This is a genomic window from Endozoicomonas gorgoniicola, assembly GCF_025562715.2.
Classification (GTDB): Bacteria; Pseudomonadota; Gammaproteobacteria; order Pseudomonadales; family Endozoicomonadaceae; genus Endozoicomonas_A; species Endozoicomonas_A gorgoniicola.
Map to the genome: position 1 here is coordinate 1,360,311 of NZ_JAPFCC010000001.1, position 23,066 is coordinate 1,383,376.

The 23,066-nt window shown below is 48.4% G+C and carries 18 protein-coding genes, 1 tRNA gene, 1 CRISPR repeat array and 1 riboswitch (1 of these 21 only partly in view); of the genes, 16 read left to right on the forward strand and 3 right to left on the reverse strand.

Annotated elements, in window-relative coordinates; translation table 11 throughout:
* Positions 1–8: 8 nt before the first annotated feature.
* From lolA to NX722_RS06265, 4 genes are all read left to right on the forward strand, one after another.
* On the forward strand, positions 9–704 hold the full coding sequence (gene lolA / locus NX722_RS06250) for an outer membrane lipoprotein chaperone LolA (RefSeq protein ID WP_262567229.1): 696 nt from the start codon (positions 9–11) through the stop codon (positions 702–704).
* A gap of 6 nt (positions 705–710) precedes the next feature.
* Positions 711–2,042: a replication-associated recombination protein A gene (locus tag NX722_RS06255; protein ID WP_262567230.1), complete on the forward strand. Its 1,332-nt coding sequence runs from the start codon at positions 711–713 to the stop codon at positions 2,040–2,042.
* A 1,079-nt stretch (positions 2,043–3,121) separates the two neighbouring features.
* Positions 3,122–3,502 carry a hypothetical protein gene (locus tag NX722_RS06260; RefSeq protein ID WP_262567231.1) on the forward strand — a complete coding sequence of 127 codons (381 nt, stop codon included), beginning with the start codon at positions 3,122–3,124 and terminating at the stop codon, positions 3,500–3,502.
* A gap of 71 nt (positions 3,503–3,573) precedes the next feature.
* Positions 3,574–4,443, forward strand: coding sequence for a DUF1828 domain-containing protein (locus tag NX722_RS06265; RefSeq protein ID WP_262567232.1), 870 nt, complete (start codon positions 3,574–3,576; stop codon positions 4,441–4,443).
* A gap of 73 nt (positions 4,444–4,516) precedes the next feature.
* Here NX722_RS06265 and NX722_RS06270 read toward each other — a convergent pair whose 3' ends face one another.
* Complete coding sequence (locus NX722_RS06270; RefSeq protein ID WP_262567234.1) at positions 4,517–5,701, reverse strand: cation:proton antiporter; 1,185 nt, start codon at positions 5,699–5,701, stop codon at positions 4,517–4,519.
* Between the two features lie 74 nt (positions 5,702–5,775).
* Positions 5,776–5,861, reverse strand: a riboswitch (Fluoride riboswitch).
* A gap of 355 nt (positions 5,862–6,216) precedes the next feature.
* Here NX722_RS06270 and NX722_RS06275 point away from each other — a divergent pair.
* Both NX722_RS06275 and serS read left to right on the forward strand, forming a co-directional pair.
* A complete protein-coding gene (locus tag NX722_RS06275) occupies positions 6,217–7,359 on the forward strand; it encodes a Fic family protein (protein ID WP_262567235.1) in 1,143 nt (380 codons plus the stop codon).
* A gap of 195 nt (positions 7,360–7,554) precedes the next feature.
* Entirely contained in the window at positions 7,555–8,841 is a 1,287-nt protein-coding gene (gene serS / locus NX722_RS06280) for a serine--tRNA ligase (protein WP_262567236.1), read from the forward strand.
* Positions 8,842–8,923: 82 nt separating this feature from the next.
* Here serS and NX722_RS06285 read toward each other — a convergent pair whose 3' ends face one another.
* Positions 8,924–10,330: an MATE family efflux transporter gene (locus tag NX722_RS06285; RefSeq protein ID WP_265442338.1), complete on the reverse strand. Its 1,407-nt coding sequence runs from the start codon at positions 10,328–10,330 to the stop codon at positions 8,924–8,926.
* A gap of 917 nt (positions 10,331–11,247) precedes the next feature.
* On the opposite strand from NX722_RS06285, the gene NX722_RS06290 reads away from it, so the two are divergent.
* Both NX722_RS06290 and NX722_RS06295 read left to right on the forward strand, forming a co-directional pair.
* Entirely contained in the window at positions 11,248–12,309 is a 1,062-nt protein-coding gene (locus NX722_RS06290) for a hypothetical protein (RefSeq protein ID WP_265442339.1), read from the forward strand.
* 30 nt (positions 12,310–12,339) lie between these two features.
* Positions 12,340–13,677 carry a hypothetical protein gene (locus NX722_RS06295; RefSeq protein WP_262567239.1) on the forward strand — a complete coding sequence of 446 codons (1,338 nt, stop codon included), beginning with the start codon at positions 12,340–12,342 and terminating at the stop codon, positions 13,675–13,677.
* Positions 13,678–13,802: 125 nt separating this feature from the next.
* On the opposite strand, the gene NX722_RS06300 is transcribed toward NX722_RS06295, so the two are convergent.
* A complete protein-coding gene (locus tag NX722_RS06300; RefSeq protein WP_262568621.1) occupies positions 13,803–14,951 on the reverse strand; it encodes a pyridoxal phosphate-dependent aminotransferase in 1,149 nt (382 codons plus the stop codon).
* Positions 14,952–15,416: 465 nt separating this feature from the next.
* On the opposite strand from NX722_RS06300, the gene NX722_RS06305 reads away from it, so the two are divergent.
* The 8 genes from NX722_RS06305 to csx16 all read left to right on the forward strand — a co-directional run bounded on the left by NX722_RS06305 (position 15,417) and on the right by csx16 (position 22,367).
* Positions 15,417–15,893, forward strand: coding sequence for a hypothetical protein (locus tag NX722_RS06305; RefSeq protein ID WP_262567240.1), 477 nt, complete (start codon positions 15,417–15,419; stop codon positions 15,891–15,893).
* An 82-nt stretch (positions 15,894–15,975) separates the two neighbouring features.
* Positions 15,976–17,376: an IS1380 family transposase gene (locus NX722_RS06310; RefSeq protein ID WP_262563762.1), complete on the forward strand. Its 1,401-nt coding sequence runs from the start codon at positions 15,976–15,978 to the stop codon at positions 17,374–17,376.
* A gap of 307 nt (positions 17,377–17,683) precedes the next feature.
* Entirely contained in the window at positions 17,684–18,253 is a 570-nt protein-coding gene (locus tag NX722_RS06315; RefSeq protein ID WP_262567241.1) for a hypothetical protein, read from the forward strand.
* 206 nt (positions 18,254–18,459) lie between these two features.
* Entirely contained in the window at positions 18,460–20,466 is a 2,007-nt protein-coding gene (gene uvrB, locus NX722_RS06320; RefSeq protein ID WP_262567242.1) for an excinuclease ABC subunit UvrB, read from the forward strand.
* 74 nt (positions 20,467–20,540) lie between these two features.
* Positions 20,541–20,617, forward strand: a tRNA-Val gene (locus NX722_RS06325).
* Between the two features lie 315 nt (positions 20,618–20,932).
* Positions 20,933–21,646, forward strand: coding sequence for a hypothetical protein (locus NX722_RS06330; protein WP_262567243.1), 714 nt, complete (start codon positions 20,933–20,935; stop codon positions 21,644–21,646).
* A complete protein-coding gene (locus NX722_RS06335) occupies positions 21,603–21,980 on the forward strand; it encodes a hypothetical protein (protein WP_262567244.1) in 378 nt (125 codons plus the stop codon). The genes NX722_RS06330 and NX722_RS06335 overlap by 44 nt, the downstream gene beginning before the upstream one ends.
* 30 nt (positions 21,981–22,010) lie before the next feature.
* Positions 22,011–22,367: a CRISPR-associated protein Csx16 gene (gene csx16 / locus NX722_RS06340; RefSeq protein ID WP_262567245.1), complete on the forward strand. Its 357-nt coding sequence runs from the start codon at positions 22,011–22,013 to the stop codon at positions 22,365–22,367.
* 107 nt (positions 22,368–22,474) lie between these two features.
* Positions 22,475–23,066: direct repeats of the CRISPR family, unit length 36 nt; unit sequence GTTCCGGAACCTCCCTGACTTTGAAGGGATTAAGAC (it continues 605 nt past the right edge of the window).

Genomic DNA, 23,066 nt, shown 5'->3' on the forward strand with positions numbered 1-23,066 from the left:
CAGGTTCTATGTTTAAGCATTTAAAAGTCATTGCCCTGTTTTCTGCTGTTGCGTTGTCTGTAGGTTCTCCTGTTAACGTTGTGGCTGCTCCGGTCAAACCGGTTGTTGCTCCCCCTGTACAGAAGCATGATGCCAAAGCGGCTGAAAAGCTGATCCGTAAGCTGACTAAAATTCGTACGATTTCTGCGAAGTTCAAACAGGAGTCGATTGGCTCTGATGGCCGGATACGAACAGAGTCCGGCTCTATGCAGATCAAGCGTCCGGGCAAGTTTCGCTGGAATACCGCGTCGCCTTTTGAGCAGGAGATTGTCTCCCTCGACAAAAAAGTCTGGCTGGTCGATCGTGATCTGCAGCAGGTCATTATTCAGATTCAGGATGAGCGAATGTCCAACACACCGGCGCAGCTATTGAGCGGTAATGTTAAGGAATTTCTGAAAGATTATCAGATTGGTCTGTATCGTGATGATAAGCAGGAGCGATATACTCTGACACCCACAGGAGATTCAGACCTGTTTGAAAAACTGGATATTGTTTTTCGTGACGGTGTACTGAGCAGCATCGAGTTGCGGGACTCTCTGGGTGGTCGCCGTCGTGTAGAGCTGAGCGATGTCAATGTCAACGGGATGATCAGCGACAGTGATTTCAGGGTTAAGATCCCCAAAGGCTATGATGTAATCGATCAAACCAGTAACACTGAGCAATAAGTTACTATGGCATCACTTTTTGACACTCCCGGCACTCATGCCCGTTTTGAGCCACTGGCTGCCCGCATGAGACCTCGAAACCTGGATGAATACCTTGGGCAGGCACATATCCTTGCCCGTGGGAAACCTTTGCGGGAAGCCCTTGAGCAGGGGGCTGTTCATTCTATGGTGTTCTGGGGGCCGCCCGGTGTGGGAAAAACGACACTGGCTAAGTTGATTGCTGGTTTGTGTGATGCCCGCTTTGAAACGCTCTCGGCAGTCTTGTCGGGCGTAAAAGATATACGTGCAGCGGTGGATCGGGCAAGAGATGAACAGCTGATGCACAACCGTAAAACGATCCTGTTTGTGGACGAGGTACACCGCTTTAACAAGTCTCAGCAGGATGCATTCCTGCCACATATTGAAGACGGCACCATTATCTTTATTGGCGCGACCACAGAAAACCCTTCGTTTGAGTTGAATAACGCACTTCTCTCCCGTGCCAGGGTCTATGTACTGCGCTCGTTGCAGCAGGACGATCTAAGGCATGTTATTCAGCAGGCACTGAATGATGAACGAGGTCTGGCGGGGCGAACTATTACTCTGGAATCGGAAGCGGAGCAGGTGCTTATTCGTTATGCAGACGGTGATGCGCGACGGGTTCTGAATATTCTGGAAGTGGCTGCCGACCTGAGTGACGACGGTGTTATAAGGGCTGAAAGCGTCACCGATATTCTGGCAGACAGCGGGCGCAGGTTTGATAAAGGCGGAGAGGTGTTTTATGACCAGATCTCAGCGTTTCATAAATCGGTCAGGGGTTCCAATCCAGATGCGGCACTGTACTGGGCAGCAAGAATAGTAGACGGTGGTGCTGATCCTTTGTACATCATTCGTCGTCTGGTAGCGATTGCCAGTGAGGATATCGGCAATGCTGACCCAAGAGCCCTTGAGATCACTATGAACGCCTGGCAGGCTTTTGAACGACTGGGCGCTCCGGAAGGTCTTCTGGCTCTTGCTCATGCAACGGTTTACTGTGCCTGTGCGGCAAAAAGCAATGCTGTGTATCTGGCCTGGAAGGCTGCACTGGATGATGTGCGTGGCAACCCTTCCCATGAAGTCCCTCTGCATTTACGCAATGCGCCGACAAAGCTGATGGGAGAGCTGGGGTACGGTGCTGAATATCGTTATGCCCATGATGAAGTGGGTGCTTATGCGGCGGGTGAGTGTTACTTCCCGGACACTATGGAACCGAGGCAGTATTATCAGCCCAACGACCGTGGTCTTGAAATAAAAATCAGGGACAAGCTGGCTTTCCTGAAAGATTTGGACGCCAGTAGCTCCAGACAACGAAGGCAGTGAAACGGTAATTAATTTTATAAAAAGCCTCTGGCTTTCAGGCAAAGGTTGCAGAGCAGGCAGTCTGAAAGGCTGCTATATTTCCTCCCGCTAAGGGCTAACAACCTGCTATACCACAGTGCCACCCAGTAATAAGTAACAGCACTGTGAAGTATCTATGACCGCTCAAATTAAGACAGCCGTAGCGGTTTCTCACATGGAATGCGTTGCCCGATAATATCCGTTTTCAAGTTCCAGCCTCAGTTGAGGCAGATACTCAGCTATCGCTGGAGCTGGAAACTTGCGGCCTGATTAAGGAATTTCTGTTGCTCACCGTAAGGATGATGTCAGATAAACCTCAAAGCTTAAAAGTCTTAAAATGAAGCAATTCAATAAATCGACACTTAGGTTCTTCGCTGCATTCTTTTTTCTGATGCCATTTTGGGTGTTTGCCGTAAACACTCACAATGAGTACGTCTACAAGTTTACAACGCCTTCTGGAGGAGAAGAGACAGTAACGATGCAAATGCGTGACATTGATTCTAATACGGATCAAGCAAGACGGGTTGGGATTATAGTCTGGCCAGGGGATGGGTCTGATAGAACTGGTGTTTCAAGGGCTTACGGTTTAGCCGATTATAGGGACAGGCGACTAGCGGATTACGACAATTTATCTTGTCTCAGTATGGCGGAAAAATTTTTCGACCCCCAGCTATGGAATTTTCGCGTATTTTCACGTCTAAACCAATGGGCTAATTATTTACTCCCCTTGCCATTGAGTAACAGACTGTTTTCATATTTAGATCATCTGGCTAATTATCTTGGTTGGTCATTGTTGTACCCTTCTGACCCTGATTACCACATGAGTTTCGGCATACCTACATTTATTAACCCCGCCAACCTTCGGGAGCTTTGGCACACTAATGAATCCACCTGGGCTTCCCGATACAGGAATAGATCTTTCGGTACTTTGTCAAATGCCAGAGTGACCGGAGTCAGGGAAAGAACACCAACTGAAGTAACTTATAGTGTAGTGGCACCTCATTTCAGCGGAATCATTACGTTTGGAAGCATTACATTAAACCGAAGAGCAGAAGTCACCCATGCCAATTTTGGACGGTATGGAAGTGTTACGCTTATTTCCTCTTCTTATGATGTTCCAGATAATGAGCCTGATTTATCCTATTACAATTTTAACTCTTTCTATGGGCCCGTTTACGATGGGTACTATTCCTCCGAAGTGCCTTCTTCCGATGAGCAAACTTCCGAAGTGCCCTCTTCCGATGAGCAAACTTCCGATGAGCCCTCTTCCGAAGGGTACTATTACGATGAGTGCTGTTCTGCTGGAAATCTTAGGGCTGAGGAACCAGGAGGCTTACAAGAACCTTCCAGCTCAAGTGAACCGCTCTGCACCAACGTATGCAGATGCAGACACTGCCGCAATAGGCATTTCAGGCAATAAACTCAAACAAAGTCAACGATAAACTCACTACTCAGACATGTTGACCTCAAATGCCTTTGGCGCAAGAAAAACAGCTAACTGAAAAGTCTTAAAATGAAGAAATCCAATAAATTGATACTGAAGGTCTTTGTTGTATTCCTTTCCCTGATGCCATTTTGGGAGTTTGCCAAAGGTACTCACAATGAATACACCTACAAATTTATAACGCCTGACCGAGGTGAAGAGAAATTCCAGTTTAAAACATATGACCATCGTTTCTTTGATGATAGTCTTACTTTATCTGATGTTAGTATTTACATTTGTCCAGAGGGTGAGCCCGAAAGAAATAACATTCTTCGGACTTTTAGCGTTCAGAATGACGGCCCGCAAATAATGACAACGACTGATTTGGATCAGCTTGCTAATATTTTTCCCCCCCGGCCATGTAATGACAGTATATTCACACGTCTAAACCAATGGGCTAATTTTCTACCCTGGCCATTAAGTAACAGCATATTTTTATATTTAGACCAACAGGTTAGTAACCTTAATAGTTTATTGCCCCCATCCGGCCTGCAACGGTCTTTCAGAATACCTACATTTTTTAACCCCGCCAACATTGGAGCACTTGAAAGCATAGAGAATCCCGGAAATTTATCGACTGTCACAGTTACCGGAATCCGGCAACAAACACCAACTGAAACAACTTTTAGCGTCGAGGCACCTCATTTCAGATGGGGCCGAACGTATGGAAGCATTACGGTAAATCGACGCGCAGAAGTCACCCATGCCAATTTTGGATTGTATGGAAGTGTTACACTGATTTCCTCTTCTTATGATGTTCAAGATGAACAGCCTGAAGTAGACCCGGAAGGCTATGATTCTGATTACCCTGACCCTGATGACGGTGAAGGTTTAAGAACCGGTCCATGCGAATGTTGTGGCTGTCCTGTCCGCGGAAGACACCGCTCAGATTATCAATAAACTGACCTCAAAACCCAGTAACCTCTTTAATCTGGCGGCTGACTGTCTGGTACGCACCATTTTTTTGAGCGGGTCAGGTATTACCTTTATCCAACAGTTTGGTGCCAAAGACATTGATACCGATCAGCCCCAGTGGAGCAGTGAAAACAATGGCAAGTACTGCCAGCGCCAGAATCAGCTCACCTTCCGGTAAGCCTGCCGCCAGAGCCACACCGCCCAATGCTGCCTGCACGGTAGCTTTTGGGCAGTAGGCAATCACACAGAAAATCCGTTCCTGCACTGACAAGCTCGAGAACTGGGTAGCGATTAATACCCCGATGGAACGAAATACAAGACCGCCGGCAATGGCTAACAAACCCGTAAAACCTGCGTTCAGGGCGACTTCAATATTGACGGACATTCCGATCAGGACAAACAGAATAATCTGAGCAAAGAACCAGATTTTGCCAAACTGTCCGGACAGCTCAACCGCGCTGCTTTCTGCCCGTTCAAGTAACAGAAAGCCAACAGTCATAACACCCAGCAGGGCAGCGCTGTCAATCATTTCACCGACTTCCACCATCGCAACAGCGACGGTGAGCAGAATAAGCACTTTCTCTACGACGGCTATTTTGCTGCGATGGAACAGCCACGCCAGAAACAGGCCAATGATAATACCCGGCAGCAGTCCGGTAATAATGGAAACGGGGATAGCCAGTAGCGCTGAGCTAATACTGATGCTCTCTTCGGTGGTGGCCAGTCCCAGACAGATAGAGAAAAAGGTAATAGCAAACACGTCGTCTACCGAAGCACCTGCCAGCACAATAGTCGGTACGGCATTTTTCTGTCCATAGCCTTTTGACTGTAGCTCCAGCATGGAAGGAACCACCACAGCAGGGGAAACCGCTGCCAGCATAAAGCCGGTCAAGCCAGCCACTGCCCAGTCAAAACCGAACAGATAATTCAGGATCACCGTCAGTGCGCCACCTTCAAAAATACAGGGGATAAACGTCATCAGCAGGGCGGATAGTCCAGCCCGGTTAAGAGTGGAGCGACTGATGCCCAGACCGGCTTTAAGCAGAATAATGATCAGCGCCAGTGTCTTCAGAAAGCCTGAGCTTTCATGCAACGATGCAGGCAGTTGGTCACCCAGAAAATAGCCAATGGCAATGCCGACCAGAACCATGCCCAGAACGGCAGGTAGTTTGATGCACTGAGTCAGTCTGCCAGCCGCCCAGCCGCCAAACAGAATCAGAAAAAAGAGAATACCGAGATTCATAGGGTCTCCGTGGTGTCAGTCGAAGACCGGGAAGGTACAGCTACAATTATCCTGTGCCATCCCCGGTCGGGAATCAATACACAGGAGTCATCAGCTGCCAGAGCTTTGTGAGTCAGCTAAGGGAGCGGTTAAGAGGTGGAACTCCATCACCCTGGGTCATAAGACCCAAACCGGATGGATTCTATCATAGACAGGCCCATTATCAATTTTCGGAGACTCTTATCAGACTGACTGGATAAGAGTAAACCGCACCGGCAATGATCCGGGGTGTTTCTTGAAGGTGTGATGCATTCTTGTCTAAAAAGATGTCAGTAAACCTGACAATTTTGTCAGTACTGAAAGAAACTTATCCCTTATGCCCTGATCAGAAGTTGTATTCACTACTCAACTTAGCCATCACAGAGGTGTTTATGGGACCACTTTTTGATCCGGTATCTTTACCCCCACCACCGCTCTGTAGGCCTGTTCTTATGCCTGTTCTTACCCCTGTGAATACAAATAGCCAAAAAAGTGGTATGAAGCATCGTACCCTTGACAGAGCCGCAGAACATCGACATTCCGTCAGAGAGAAGCCACTGCCCGGTATCGAGACCTTTCTGAAACCCCTGAATACCCGGCAGCTGGTAACATTAACGCCCCGGGCTGAAACAGTGAAAGCGTCCGCTATGAAACCGAATGTTGTAGCAGGGGTTGAGTGGTACCAGAAAATGCCTGTTGAAGAGCGTTACCGTTTGCTCGTTGATGAACAACTGCTAAAGGATGAAAAGGGTACAGAAATGTTTGAAAACCGGGAGCCCGGATGCCTCAGGGGTGGTGCTTCCATGTATGAATTTATTACAGAAAGGCTACCAGCCATTGCTAATGTCGGAGAACTGATTAATACAGATTATCTGAAGCAGCTGCATCTGGAGCTGTTCAGCCCTATCCGCAAACGGTCTCGTTCATGTAAGGCGGGTAAAAAGCTTCAGTCTAAAGGTGAGTTTCGTAAAAAAAGAGTATTTTTCATGGTTAAAGCCAACTATACCCTTAAAGGGTTACAACAGGCGGAAGCGTTTTCTGGCTCCCTTTCAGAGCAAAAAAAAGATTTTTTTCACGTCAGTGAATATGCTAGTGGCAGTCCTATGGCCTCGAAAGTTGTTAAATGTCATAAGCCATGTGCCAGTAAACTTCGTGACTATCTTGATGATGATCGATATACCGTTGATTTCTCGCCGGTCAAACATAATCATGTTGAGGCTGCCCTGAAAAATGTTTTGTCTGACTATAAGGAAAAACTGGCTTCTGTGAGGGATGAAAAAACAATGTTTTCTCTCCTGTCTGAACTGGCTTCCAGAATTGATCAGATTCACCCGTTCGAAGATGGAAATATAAGGGTTGTAAGGGGGCTGATCGATTCAATCCTTATGTTCTATGGTTACTGCCCGATTGTCTGGAATGACCCAAATATTATTGATTTGTACGATTCACGCAAGCTTTCGGAAATCATGTCGTCTTCAGTCAGAAACACTAAGAGACTTATTACCAAACTTCAGTCTGGCGGCCGTCTGGGCAGAGGAAGGTACAGGAGTACGGAAGAAGACCGGGAACTCAGCAGAAACGCTTTTGAGCCAGTGAAGGACGAATTATCACCCCATAAAAAGCGTTCTCGAAGGGCTTAGGTCTGTTCTGGGACTTGTGCTTCAGCCTTTGGGCTAATCATTGCTCTACAGACGCCCCGCCCATATCGAATGTCACGCTGGCATGGTGTATTATCCCGCTTTAATGCTTGATTCTGGTCAGGGTTGAACTGTTTCAACCCTCTGGTTCCTCTGGAAAAAGCATAATTTCATTGAATATTGAAATTAGGATGAGAGATGTTAGATCCCAAGTACGTTCGTAGCAATCCTGAAGAAGTCGCTGCGATTCTGCGTAAAAAGCACTTCGAACTGGATGTGGAACGACTGAGCGCACTGGAAGAGCGTCGGAAGTCCCTGCAGGTTCGCACCGAGCAGCTGCAGAGTGAACGTAAGTCGGGTTCCAAGGAATTCGGCAAAATCAAGGCTCAGGGTGGCGACATTGCCGGGCTGAAAGCCAGAATGGACAGAATCGCTGTTGAAGTGAAAGAGTCCGAACACGAACTGGCGTCCCTACAGGTCGAAATTAACCAGCTGTTGCTGGAAGTGCCTAACCTGCCTCACGCATCGGTGCCGGAAGGTGAGGGCGAAGACGAGAACGTTGAAGTTCGCACCTGGGGTACGCCACGGACATTCGACTTTGACGTTAAGGATCATGTGGATCTGGGCGCACCTCTGGGACTGGATTTTGAAACCGGCACCAAACTGTCCGGGGCACGCTTTACCCTGATGCGTGGCCAGATTGCCCGTCTGCACCGTGCCATTGCCCAGTTCATGCTGGACGTTCAGACCACTGAACACGGTTATGAAGAAGTGAACACACCGGCACTGGTACACGATACGGCTTTGCTGGGTACCGGTCAGCTGCCAAAGTTCAGCGAAGACCTGTTCAGAACCGAAGTGCCTGAAGACGGACAGAAGCCGTTCTACCTGATTCCGACCTCTGAAGTGACACTGACCAATATTGTCAGTGATTCCATTGTCGATGTTGAGCAACTGCCCATGCAGTTCACGGCTCACACCCTGTGTTTCCGCAGTGAGGCAGGCAGTCATGGGCGTGATACCCGTGGCCTGATTCGTCAGCACCAGTTTGAAAAGGTGGAGATGGTGCAGGTCGTTCATCCGGATCACTCTTTCGAGGCTCTGGAAAAAATGACGGGTCACGCTGAAGCGATTCTGCAAAAGCTGGAATTGCCTTACCGGGTGGTGGCGCTGTGTGGTGGTGACCTGGGCTTTGGGGCAACCAAGACTTATGATCTGGAAGTATGGGTACCTGCTCAGGAGAAATACCGTGAGATTTCTTCTGTGAGTAACTGCCTGGACTTTCAGGCTCGCCGCATGAAAGCGCGTTTCCGCAACCCTGAAACCGGCAAACCTGAACTGCTGCACACGCTGAATGGTTCAGGTCTGGCGGTGGGTCGTACACTGGTGGCGGTTTTGGAAAACTACCAGAATGAAGACGGTTCTATTACGGTTCCTGAGGTTCTTCGTCCGTATCTTGGTGGCCAGGAAGTGCTGGCTGTCTGACAGCGATTAAACACCTGTCCGCTTCCATAAAAAAGCCTGAAGCCAAATTTGTTGCTTCAGGCTTTTTGCGTTATTGGTAAGGTTAATCCTGAACCGGCAGTTCAGCCGCTGGTTTCTCCTGAACAAGATTGTTCAGCCACCGCCTTGATACAATCCGGGCAAGAACCAGTATGGATTTAGTGACCTCTTCGCCCAGGCTGCAGATAAATACCAGATAAAGCGGCCAGCTCCACGAGTTAGCGGCAAAATACGCCAGGGGCAAGCCTACGCCCCACATGCCCACCACATTGATATAAACACTGGCTTTCACATCACCGCCGGAGCGTAACAAACCAATAATCCCGGTAAAGTTAATCACTCTGAGCATAAGAGCCAGGCCGGAGGCGATCATGACCTGTGAGGCGAGCAACAGGGTTGACTGGTTGAAATCGCCAAACAGGCTGACAATGTCATGGCGGAACACCACCATTAGCAGCCCGATACCCAGGGCTGCAATGGGAGCCAGTGACAGAACCAGCCAGCCATGGCGCCATGCCCGTTGAAACTGGCTGGCTCCAAGATCCTGACTGATGATGATCGAGCTGCCGACTCCAAAGCCGATGAACAGAGACATCAGAATGGCTTCTATGGATGAAATGGCACTCATCACTGCCAGCTCGTTAACACCCATATTGGCATAAATCAGGTTATAAAGAACGGTGCCAAAGGCCCAGAGGCCGTCCTGCAAAATGATGGGCAAAGAAATTTTGTAGTAACGAACCAGCTCTGCTTTCTTCAGTGCCTGACGGAGGTCGTCAGACGATGGCAGCAGAAATGCCCGTTTGTGATGGATATAGCTGACCAGCAGAATCGTTTGAAACAGGCGGGAAATAGTAGTAGCCCATGCCGAACCTGCAACGCCCAGTGCCGGGAAGCCCAGTTCGCCAAAGATAAGCACATAGTTCAGGGCAATATTAACCAGTATGGCAATGAACCCGATGCGGGTCGGAGTTTTGGCATCGTTCGCGGCTCGTAATGCCGATTCAAGAGGAACGACAATCGCCGTACAGATAATGGACGGTGCAGTGATCAGCAGATAATTGCTGGCAAGCTCAAGCAGTTCGGTGTCATTGCTGGCGAGCCCGAGTATCTGTTGTGGAAACAGCATGTAAACGGCAATGAATGGCAGGCTGACAATGAGTGATGTCAGTATCGCCTGACTAAGTGTACGACGAAGACCTCCTTTATCACCCGCACCAATAAACTGTGATGCCAAGACTGTCATGCCGCTGCCCAGGGCAGCAGTCAGGATCAGGTTAAAGAAAAATATCCGGTTGCCCAGACCCACTGCCGCAACAGACGTTTCCCCCAGTCGACCGACCATCATGATGTCAATCAGACCCAGCAGTGAAAACATCATGGCCTGAATGGATACAGGAATGGCAAGGTTCCAGAGTTTGCGGAAAAAGGCTTTGTTTTCAGCCGAATGCGATGTGAGTGCCTGAATCATGCAGATCCTTTGCAGGTTTGCCCTGAGCGATATAAATAGCGTTATTGGTTGTTGTATTTCAGCAATGAATCCGTAGGGCAGAATGCACACGGACATGGGTTGTCGGCAGGTATTATAAGAACTGGAGATGAATTTACAATCTGGTTGCTTGCCGCAAAATAAACGGTGTTATCCGTAGTTGGGTCGCCTGATGTGGACATCGAATCAGGGGTTATCGAGAAGCTGCGCTGGTATCATCCGGGGGGCAATGAGTGGGTTTTGAGGGTTAAAGGTGTCGAAAAAGGGGTCACCGGGATCGAAGGGAAAGCGCCCCTTTTTCGACGTGAACGACAGTTTGCATGGACTCTAATACCTCTTTGTTCCTGTTTCTGGTATCAATGCTCTCTGCATAACGCAGTGACCGCAGTCCGTTGCAAGCCAGGTTGCAAGGTTTAGCCTGGTTATCCGGTCCTGGATAATCGCCTGACGTTCACAAAATAAGACCGGGAGGCTGAAATAAAGTTGCAGCAATAGTCGGAGTCAGTGCGCTTTGTTAGGAATGCTGACATTTTTTTGCTGTCCTGTTAGTCAAACTGTGCATTTTATTCATTTCGTTGGAAATCCCGGTGGTTATATTCTCGGGAGTTGTTTGATGGCTGAACTATACTGCCTCCGGTTTTAAACGGGATGAATCCGAAATGATAATTAATAAGCGGTTGATGAAGTGGTGTTATTTCATATTGCCTTTGTTTATTGGATTTGTGATGGCAGCAGAAGCCGGCTCTTCCGGTTATTATGACACTGAAATCCAGATAGCAAAGTCACCTTATGAACTTACCAGAAAAATAAATCAACACCTCACACCCGATAGCCACAGACTCATTGAGATCGATACAGGTCAAAAGCAGATTTATTATTCTGGCTCAGGTTCTCTGGTTTTGAACAGACCTCTTAAACTTAATGCAGCAGAAGCCGGAATGCTGAAAACCGTTATCAGAACGAACGGACAAAGGCTGGATAGTACACTGATTCCGGCTGGACAGTTTTTGGGGAGCGGGCAATTTACCGGGTTTGAAGTACAGCTTTTCACAAATAAACAGTTGTTGCCTGCTGAGATCTTTCCCTTGCAGACTTCTCCCGGTTTAACGTTTTCTGTCAGACCGGGGTTTGAATACCCGTTTCTGATTATTGTGTCTGAAAAGGCAGTTAATCTGAGACACCTCCGGGTGGATGCCTCCAACCTGCCACCAACCCACGGGGGATGTTATCTGCCCGGCGTAAATTCTTATCCCGAAGGTTTTGAGGCAGTTCCGAAGTTGCTTAATCTCCAGAGCCCTCTGTGCCTGGTTTATAACAGAAGCGGCTTGCTGGCAAATGGCAAAGTACCAATGCTGGAGGCAGTAAAAGGAGGGCGACCTAGCAGGAGAATGATTAATCAGGCAAACAATCAAAAAAAAGAGGAAGGGGCTGTAGGTGGGGCTGGCAATGAACCGCCACCACCCCCTCCGGGCGGTAGCTCTGGTGCCACTGGTGGTGACGGGGGAGGAGGTGATGACCGCCCCTATAAAAAAGATTCTAAGCGGGATGATGCAAAAGACATTGACGATGAAGATGAAGATGAAGATGAAAAAGTTAAGGGACGTAAAAAAAATAAAAAAGGAAGGCGGGTGACAGCTGATCTCCAAAAATTGGAGGCTACTTTCTCTCATCTGAATAAGAACCTTCAAAGAACGTATAGAAAAGGTGACTCAAAAAGGCGGATCAGGGGTTTTAAAAATAGGGACACAGTTGATATTAACAGACAGCTGGCAAAGGCTACCGATGAGCAGTGGGATACCATTGTCCGAATGGAAGGTTTTGCTAACTGTCAGCAAGCCTTTGAATTATTTGTGCCAGAAAAATTTTCAGAGCAATTTGGCGGTAAGAGCTCAAAAAAACCTTCTCCGGATGAGCCGGAAGACTCTGAAGAAAGTACCGATGAAGGTGCTGTCATTCCATAAACTTAACGTAACAGTCACGGAGTAATGAATGTGAAGATACACAGGTTCTCAACAACACTCATCTTTTTTTCGCTGTTTATTTCATTTCTGACTGTTTTGCCAGCGCACGGACAAGGCGATGAATACGAAATGCAGCCCATAAAAAACGAAGAAGAAGGGGGGTGTCCTGAGAATCCGGGTGGTGATAACACACAGAGCAACGTAGTCAGAAACCGCTATCTGTATTGGCTTACCTTTTCTGTCCCCCATAGAGGTCGCACACAAACCACAGAAAGAGACGTCACTGTTCTTATAGAACTCCCGGAGCAAGAGCCTGAAGGGATTACAGACATCACCGGTCAGCCCTCTTGCTCCCATCATGTAACGCGGGATGAGTCTCTCTATTCACCCAGACAAATGGCTGTTACTTACCAGCCTTCAGGGGCTTGTACGACGGCGATTGCCCGGACTTATACAGGTTATCAACTGGAGCGAGCCTCTGAGAGCCGATGGCATCCGGCACCGATACAACTGAGTCGGGAGTCTATAGAAATATTTATCATGGTGGCTCGCTCATTAAGGGAGCATGTACACAGTCTGATCGGGCAAAGAAACTGGGTACAGGAATTAGCCCGGTACACATACCGCCTGGGGGATTGCCGAAGAGGTCATTGTGACTGCCTTTTTAGTAGCTTCTCAATTGGAGGTATGGGTGGAGTGTTGTGTGGCATTGGATACAGGCTTAACCTTATACACGGTGCTTTGGGGTGGTTAACCTGGTCGTCTTTTCCTCCACTGGGCTGCATGCTGGGCTGTTTAGGGGCCAGATGTGGGCGATGGTGTGAGTCAAGGACGGCGAGGCTTGCTATCACCATCAGACATCAATCACCGACTACCGGCAGTCGTCCAGAAAGCGGTGTTGATGTCGATACTCAGAGTCGACTCAGGAGAGTCATTTCCAGTATATACAGAATCGGTTCATGGCCTTTTCTTATTTCACTTGATTCAACATCTTCTGATGAGGGTCAAGACATACAGACGGTACTGGTGGTTGAAATAACAACGCCAGAGAACACCACCCATTCTATCTTTGATTTGAGGAGATATTACGATTTGTCAGAAATCGGAAGCTCTGATTTTTCGGTATTTTTTGACACGGGTGATGATATTGGCAGGATTAACCCCGGCTACTTCCAACCAAGCGGCTACTACCAACCAATCAGGTTAGAAGATTCGGACGATTCAGATGAACCTCGCGGATCAAACCAGCCTCGCGGATCAAACCAGCCACGCGGATCAGACGAGCCACGCGGATCAAACGAGCCATGTGGATCAAACGAGTCATGCGGATCAAACGAGTCATGCGGATCAAATGAATTCAGCGAATGAAGGGAGCTTCAGCAAAACGTCTCCCTGATTCGCAGATACTGATCATTCCACCTGTGAACATGCATCTTTGATAAGGACGGAAGCGGGGAACGCGGCAGGGTTCCCCGGTAATAAAAGACAATGAATCAGGACAGGGCATCCTGAAGTCGATCCAGAGCAGCCTCCAGAGCCATTTCGCTGGTGGCATAGGACAGGCGCATACAGCCTTCAGCACCGAACGCAGAACCCGGCACCAGTGCAACACCTTTCTCCAGCAGCATTTCTGCCAGATCCGTATCTTTTTTGATATCGAGGTTCTTCATGGCTTCACTGAAATCCGGGAAAGCATAGAATGTGCCGTCGCTTTCAATAGCGGTCACACCGGGCAGTTCGTTCAGGCGGCCAACGACATAGTCATGGCGTTTTTTGAAGGCAGTCAGCATGACCTTTACACAATCCTGAGGACCGTCCAGGGCTTCCGTTGCTGCAGCCTGGGCGATAGAGCATGGATTGGAGGTGCTTTGAGACTGAATCTTTTTCATGTTTTTTATCAGCCAGGCGGGGCCGCCACAGTAGCCGATACGCCAGCCGGTCATGGAGTAAGCCTTGGACACGCCGTTCAGTACAATGGTCCTGTCGTACAGATCAGGGCATGCCATCAGGATGTTGCAGAATGGCTCATCGCTCCAGAGAATGTGTTCGTACATATCGTCAGTAGCGACCAGTACTTCCGGATATTTCCTCAGTACATCGCCAAGGGCTTCCAGCTCCTGACGGGTGTAGGCAGTACCGCTGGGGTTGGACGGGCTGTTTAGCACCACAAGCCGGGTTTTATCGGTAATGGCAGCGTCGAGCTGTTCCGGAGTCAGCTTGAAGCGGTTTTCCAGCGTCGCTTTTACAATAACAGGCTTGCCTTCTGCAATGGTCACCATGTCAGGGTAAGACACCCAGTATGGAGCAGGAATAACTACCTCGTCGCCGGAATTGATCAGTGCCAGCGCAAGGTTGAAGAAACTCTGCTTGCCACCGCAGGAGACCAGAATCTGTTCTGGTGTATAGCTGATATCGTTGTCGCGCTTGAATTTATTGATAATGGCCTGTTTCAGTTCAGGGGTGCCGTCGACTGCGGTGTACTTGGTTTTACCTTCAGCGATAGCTTTCAGGGCAGCGTTTTTAATATGCACAGGTGTGTCAAAGTCAGGCTCGCCGGCACCTAGTCCGATGATGTCCTTGCCGGCTGCTCTTAATTCGGCAGCACGTGCCGTCACCGCAAGAGTAGGGGATGGCTTGACCATTTGAACGCGTTGGGAAGGTTGACCAGTCACGATGTTCCTCGTTTATCGTTCTTTATATCGATGTCGAATGACGTTGTAGCTTTATTATATGGCCTTTATAGCTTCTTATGTGCTACTGACGATACGCATGATACACAACCCGCGCAGGGGATGCTACGGACTTATTAGTTATTAAGTGGTGGTCGTATATCAGCGATTACAGCAGAAGCGGTGGCTATTGACAGCTTAACCCGGGTGGTTAGTTCATAGCCTGTATTCTATATTCCGGTTGTGGTTCCACTTCTGCCGGTTCTCAATATGACTGCTCCATTCAAGTTACTCTGTTTTTTTATCCTGTTTTCCGCGTCGGGAATAACGTTTGCGGGTTCGGCCGGTAACAATGATTCAGACCCTTCTAAAAAATATTTCTTTTTTTGGGCTGTATATAAACAGAGCCCACTTGATGAATATAATAAGAGAACGACCATGTGGCTTTTCCCTCTTGCCAAGAGTACCCGGCAGTTTCTATCAGGCGCTTCATCCTGGTCATCAACCCCGGAGAACAGTCAATATGCATCCCCCCTGAAGTCTTCGACCACAGGTGACTGGCAACGAGCCTTTTGGTGGACGGTGTTGATTGTTAAGGTCACCCTTGAAGATCTTCTTTTTCGTGTACCGGCTACTTTAAACATTGTGGCATCAATAACGGACTCGCGATTTCAGTGGCATGTTGATGGCACTGATAATCTCCATGAACCCACAGCACTGACTGTTGGTGACCATGAAAACAAAAAGATTATTAAAGTTACGAATGTGGGTATGTTTACAGGTGACAATAATTCGAAGTTCGCTAAAGCGAAAATCTGGCATGAGATGAATGCACTACCCGACAGCTATAAGCCTGTAACCAACAATATAATAAAGCTTTATATGTTAAGAGCACTTAGCCCGGATATTTCATAAAAAGAGGCAAGTTCCGCCCAATCACTTGATATAATTGGGTCGACCAAAAAAATGCTTCGGAAGAAGCAAACCGGAACTTGCCATGAACAAATTTACACAAGAACAGCTTCGTTTTCACCCCTCCAACGGAAAAACTATCCGGGCAGACTTCAATGGCGGAGAATTATCCTCTGATTTTGGCGCCCTGATGCTACGTGAAACAATGCTTCACAGCGGTATCATATCCAGGCTGACTGACGGCATTGACGATAAACGTCATCAATCCTACATCGACCACACCCTGCAAGAACTCATTGCCCAAAGAGTTCTGCAAATGGCCTGTGGTTATGAAGATGCAAACGACAGCAACCATCTGCGTAAAGACCCAATCTTTAAGCTTGCCAATGGAAGAAACCCACTGGACGATGATAACCATCTGGCTTCCGCTCCAACGTATACAAGGCTTGGTCAGTCCATGACCAAACGGGATATTTATAATATGACCAAAGCACTGGCTGATCACTTCATCAGCAGTTATGAATACCCGCCATTAGCCATCATTATCGACCTGGATCATACGCCTGCTATCACCCATGGCGGCCAGCAGATGAACCTGTTCAACGCCAAATATCAAGACTACTGTTACTTGCCCTTAATGATCTTTGAGGGGCTCAGCGGCAAGCTGATCACTTCGATCCTGCGTCCTGGAAAAACACCCACAGGCCGAGAGAATGCAGCTATTCTCCAGCGCCTCATTAAGCTGATCCGTACAAGATGGCCGAAAACCCATTTACTGGTTCGTGGGGATAGCCACTTTGCCCAACCAGAGTTAATGCAGGTTGTTCAGGATGACCCTCACTCCGACTACGTGCTGGGAAAAGGCGCAGGACACAAGACGGCCTTGCGACCTAAAGCCAAAGAGTTGCTGGATGAAGCGCGGAAAGCTCTCGACGTTAAAACCGGGCTGGCAAAACTGAACAACATGCCAGAGCCTGAGCGACTCAGGCTCTACGGAGAAACGGACTATCAGGCAAAAAGCTGGAAAGGGCTGGACACCCGGATAATCTATAAGGCAGAGGTCAACCAGAAAGGCGACAATCCCCGCTTTATTGTGACTTCGATGATGGAGGCTTCCCCCGAGGAAATATATGAAGACCTTTATTGTCCCAGAGGGCAGGATGAGAACTTCATTAAGCATCTGAAAAGTGATTTGTCCGGTGATCGCTTGTCAGATCAAGGCTTTCTGGCAAATCACCTGAGAATGTTTTACGCCTGCGCTGCTTATGTTCTTCACTATGAGCTGAGAACCAAGGCACTGAAAGGTACGGAGCTGGAAAAGGCACAGCCATCAACCGTGATCACAAAACTTTGTAAGGTCGCGGTTAAAGTGGTTGAGTATAAAGACCGAATCAAACTTCACTTGCCCCGCAGCTGTCCAATAAAAGGGCTTTTGCAGCATATAACCGAAGTCTTTTATTCAATGCCGCTGCCTCGACCGGGATAGTCAGCTTCATAAACTCAATCAGAATAAAATAGCGACCAACAGAAAGAGTGTTGGGGAATTCTGTTGTCCTGAAAAAGCAGGTGCTGATCAAAAAACATCCGAATTAATGGTGAGTTCGGGTTGTAATACCTTTTTCATGGACAGTAGAGCAACAGACCTCCGAAAAAATCAGAATGGGATGTTTTTTCCGGAACTTGTTGCTCATTTATGAAATATTCGGGTTAGCAGGGGCGGAGGTGGAGGTGGAGGTGGGGACAGGGGCAGAGGCAGAGACAGGGACAGAGATGATCCTGGCTATCATAATCCAATGAAGGAATCTCTGTCAGGTTGTCAAAGCAGCCAGGTTCCAGATACCGAAGATCCCAGAAATATGGCAAGCACCCTGAAGAGAAGGCGTTTGAGTTCTGCCGGAGATCTTCACGAAAGAAAGAGAAATCAGAACAGTCAGAACAGTCAGAGCGGTGCAATGGTTCCCGTGGAACGGGGCAATAAAATTGTTTTTTTGGAACAGAACGATCTCTGGTTTTTACAGGAAGCAATACGGTTGAATGCTCAGATGATTGCGCAGGACGCTGAAAATGCCGTGTTAAGTCAAAAAATAAATGAATGGCGTGAGCAATATCAGATTCCATACCCATACAGCGTTAGATCAAGTGAAGAAGGCATTGATGATCAGAGCGAGACACGGGGTCAGTCGCATTTCTTTTTATATCAACACTACAAGGCTCTTTATGAACAGATGCAACAAGTCAGACAAGCCTTGGAAAATGACTTGCTCAGAGTGGAGGACCAAGTCGAGGGGATTGAATCGTTTATAATGCAGCTCGAAGTCTCAGAAGCTGAATTGCCCGAAGTGCAGGACCAATGTGATTTCTAATTAGGTGTTCTAACCTGATTGAGTGTTTAAGTCCGACAGCCTGCGTGGATATGTTAAAGTAGAAACCACCAACTACTTGCGGTTTGATGCGGGCAGTATTTCCCCGGCATTTTTTCGGTTTGCCTGTTTTATCAATCGAAAAAAGGCTGGCATGGGCAAAAGCCCGGAGCATTTATGTGTCTGGAATTGGATAGTGTCGGGTTTATATGGGAAAAGAATTTAAAGTTTCAGCCGGGTTCAAACCGGCGGGTGACCAGCCTGAGGCGATAGAAAAGCTGGTGGCAGGGGTTCAGTCAGGACTGGCGTGCCAGACTTTGCTGGGAGTAACCGGGTCGGGCAAAACCTTTACCGTGGCGAACGTGATCGAGAAGATCCAGAGACCCACCATCATTATGGCTCATAACAAGACACTGGCTGCGCAGCTGTATGGCGAGTTCAAAGAGTTCTTTCCGGACAACGCCGTTGAGTATTTTGTTTCCTACTACGATTACTACCAGCCGGAAGCCTATGTACCCAGCTCCGATACCTTTATTGAGAAAGATGCATCGGTGAATGAACACATCGAACAGATGCGCCTGTCAGCCACCAAAGCGTTGATGGAACGCGAAGATGCGATCATTGTGGCGACGGTATCAGCGATTTACGGTTTGGGTGATCCGCAGTCGTACAAAAAAATGATGATGCATCTGGATCGTGGCGATCAGATTGATCAGCGACAAGTGTTGCGTAATCTGGCGGAGCTGCAATATACCCGTAACGATACAGAACTGAGACGCGCCACATACCGGGTGCGTGGTGATGTGATTGATATTTTTCCAGCGGAATCGGAAAAGGAAGCGGTTCGACTGGAGCTGTTTGATGATGAACTGGAAGCGATCAGTCTGTTTGATCCATTGACGGGGGAAGTACTGCAGAAACTGCCCAGAGTCACCATCTATCCGAAAACCCACTATGTGACACCCAGGCAGACCATTATTGATGCTACGGATGCGATTAAGGCGGAGATGAAAGAACGTCTTCAGGTATTACGCGACAATAACAAGCTGGTTGAAGCGCAGAGACTGGAGCAGCGAACCCGCTATGATGTTGAGATGATGCTGGAGCTGGGTTACTGCACCGGCATAGAAAACTACTCACGACACCTGACTAAAACACCACCCGGGACACCACCACCGACTCTGTTTGACTACATTCCAGATAACGCTTTGCTGGTGATTGATGAATCCCATGTCACGGTTCCGCAGATCGGGGCGATGTACAAAGGCGATCGTTCCCGCAAAGAGACCCTGGTGGAATTTGGCTTCCGTCTGCCATCGGCCCTGGACAACCGGCCACTAAGGTTTGAAGAGTGGGAAGACAGACGACCACAGACTGTTTTTGTATCAGCGACACCCGGCAAGTATGAAGAAGAGCATCAGGATCAGATTGTTGATCAGGTAGTTCGGCCAACGGGTCTGGTTGACCCGGTCATAGAGGTTCGTCCGGCAACCACCCAGGTGGATGATCTGCTGTCTGAGATTAACCTTACCGTTGATAAAGGCGAGCGGGTTCTGGTGACCACGCTGACAAAACGTATGGCGGAAGACCTGACCGAATACCTGGGTGAACACGGGGTTCGGGTGCGTTATCTGCACTCAGACATTGATACGGTTGAGCGGGTCGAGATTATCCGGGATCTGCGTATTGGCGCATTTGATGTGCTGGTGGGCATTAACCTGTTGCGGGAAGGTCTGGATATGCCGGAAGTGTCGCTGGTGACGATACTGGATGCTGATAAAGAAGGTTTCCTGCGCTCTGATCGCTCTTTGATCCAGACCATTGGGCGGGCGGCACGAAATGTGAACGGGCGAGCCATTCTTTACGCCGACAAGGTGACAGGTTCGATGGACCGGGCGATTAAGGAAACTGAACGTCGTCGTACGAAACAGATGGCTCATAATGAGCAACATGGCATTGTGCCAAAGTCCGTGCAGAAATCGGTGGCAGATATTCTTGAAGGGGCAGTGACACCGGGTAAGAAGAGGGGAGCCAGAACCCGTAAGGTGGCAGAGCCTGAGGCGGTTTATGAGGTGGCTCTTACACCGGAAGCCATGACGAAAAAGATCAGCGAGTTGGAAAGCCAGATGATGGAACATGCCCGTAATCTGGAATTTGAAGAAGCCGCTTCCGTAAGGGACCAGATCAGCCATCTGCGGGATAAGGCATTGAAATAAAAGCAATGAATCAACATTTTCCAGTACTCAGGGGTTGCTATTTTCATTCCTGTTGATAATATACACCCAACTTCAGGCGGTTAGCTCAGTTGGTTAGAGCGCCACGTTGACATCGTGGAGGTCACCAGTTCGAATCTGGTATCGCCTACCAATAACTCTTTGAGTTATATAGAAAAAAGCTCGCTCTTAGCGGGCTTTTGTCGTTTAGGTCGGAAAATAATCGGAAAATAATCGGAAAATTATTTCAGATATCCAATCCTGACAGTGTTAATCCAGCCTCTACCTCTTCGTATTTTATCTCGTGTCCTTCCTGATAATCGGTCGTCATCTTGCCGCTTGAATGCCCCATAAGCACCTGAACGTAGTCATGTGAAAAACCAGCTCGGTGTTCATATATCCATGAACTGAAATGGTCACCAGCTTGCCAATTCTCTAAAATACCAATCCCGCCTCTAATGTTAGAGGCATGCGATATTTTGTTATGCTCGAATCCCGTCGTCCGCTGCGAAAAGAAATCCGCCTTGTTGAGCGTGGATTTGAAACGGTGGCGGCGTATCCAAAAGTGAACTTCTTCAAACGTCATATTTCCTGTGAAATCCGTAATATTCATGAAGTCGCCAGCTTTATTGACAAGCTAAGTACCAAACCGCAATTTGCGTTGGTTCATGGTCAGCCGCTGGACTCTTTACCCATGAATCAGATGGTGAGACGCTTGTACCACGGCAGAGATAATCATCCGGCCACCCTTGGAGACCGGATGCAGTCTCTGCTCATACTGGATATTGACGGCTTACCGATCCGGCCTGTAGACATGAACCGTGAACCCCGGTTGGCTATTAATCAGGCTCTGGAAAAACTCGGGTCACCTTTTGCGCAGACCAGCTGTTACTGCCAGCTGACATCCAGCCAGCAACCTTATGCTGATCACCTTTATGCCCGTTTGTTTTTTGTGCTTGATTCAGAAGTGTCTTTACAGACTATCAAACGGTGGGCAGAAACCCGAAAGACCGATTGCCGCCTTGATCCGGCCTTGTACAGTCCGGCACAGCTTATCTATACGGCACCACCTCTGTTTTTGGGGGCAAGCGATCCCCTGATCAGACGCAGCGGTTTAGTGCTGTCGGAAAAAAAACACGTTGCCGACGGACATAATACGCTCTGTCTCCAGAGTTTCTGTTAATAAGCCCCGGCCATCCCAGAGCTATGGCGGTAAAGGACTGGATTACAGTAATGTCTGTTTTACCGACACACCAAGAGGTCGGGAGTGGCTGGATAAAATAGGAGACCATGCTGGAGGTGGTGGTTTCTACCCGGTGATACTCAGACTGATTGCCAGTGCCGCAAGGCTCAGGGGTTCAAAAAACAACTGGCAGGAACTTAAAGAGATTATCAGGCAACGGGTCTGGCAGGTGGGATCATCGGCTCGTGAGTACCGCTATCTGGCTCAAATCACCAGTGATGCTTCGCTGGACAGTTCGATTGCGGGTGCCATGAGAAAATTTGCCCGGTTTTGACCGGATACTCCATAAACAAGAGGTGGTAACATGACAGAACAAAAAGCCCGGCGAGTATTTATTGTCAGTCGCCATCCGGCCAGTGTTGACTGGATTAAACGACAGGGCTTCGAACAGGCAGAGGTCATTGATCACCTGAAGCCGGGCGTGTTGCAGCAGGGAGACCTGGTGGTGGGTACCCTGCCTTTACATATTGCCAGAGATATTAATGAACAGGGCGTGCGTTTAATTCACTTCAGTCTGGATGTTCCCCACAATATGCGTGGCAGAGAAATCAGTGCAGAAATGCTTGAAGAAATGAACCCGAGACTGGAGGAGCTGCACGTTATTTCCGGAAGAAAACCCGGTACAGAAAGCCTGGCAGAACCCGGAGACAGAGATGAGTGACAGGACAAAAATAGACGGAAATTATCATCATTTAACTGTTTTTTTATACAGTGTCTGGCAAGCCCCTTTGCAACCTCTTGATATTGAAGTATTATTTTGGCGGTAGAGTTCCGGAACCTCCCTGACTTTGAAGGGATTAAGACACCCAGCCGCTTGCCATCCAAAGCGATGAGATGTTCCGGAACCTCCCTGACTTTGAAGGGATTAAGACAAACCCTCTAAGCCGAAGCTCAGAGGGTGACGTTCCGGAACCTCCCTGACTTTGAAGGGATTAAGACGTTAACTACTTCGCACATTTTGGCTCTCCACCGTTCCGGAACCTCCCTGACTTTGAAGGGATTAAGACCTGGCACGCTGTTGGTGGAATTTATGTTCGAGTTCCGGAACCTCCCTGACTTTGAAGGGATTAAGACTCAAGGTGTTCCTCGATATAATCTTCTTCAATGTTCCGGAACCTCCCTGACTTTGAAGGGATTAAGACCCAATATGGAATGGGTTTCCCCAGCGGCTGCCGTTCCGGAACCTCCCTGACTTTGAAGGGATTAAGACCAATGTCCCAGGACGCTGGCGCAGTGACAGTTGTTCCGGAACCTCCCTGACTTTGAAGGGATTAAGACGGATCGACAAAGGCCAAAGAACCTTCGTCAAAGTTCCGGAACCTCCCTGACTTTGAAGGGATTAAGACGATGGTCTGGATTC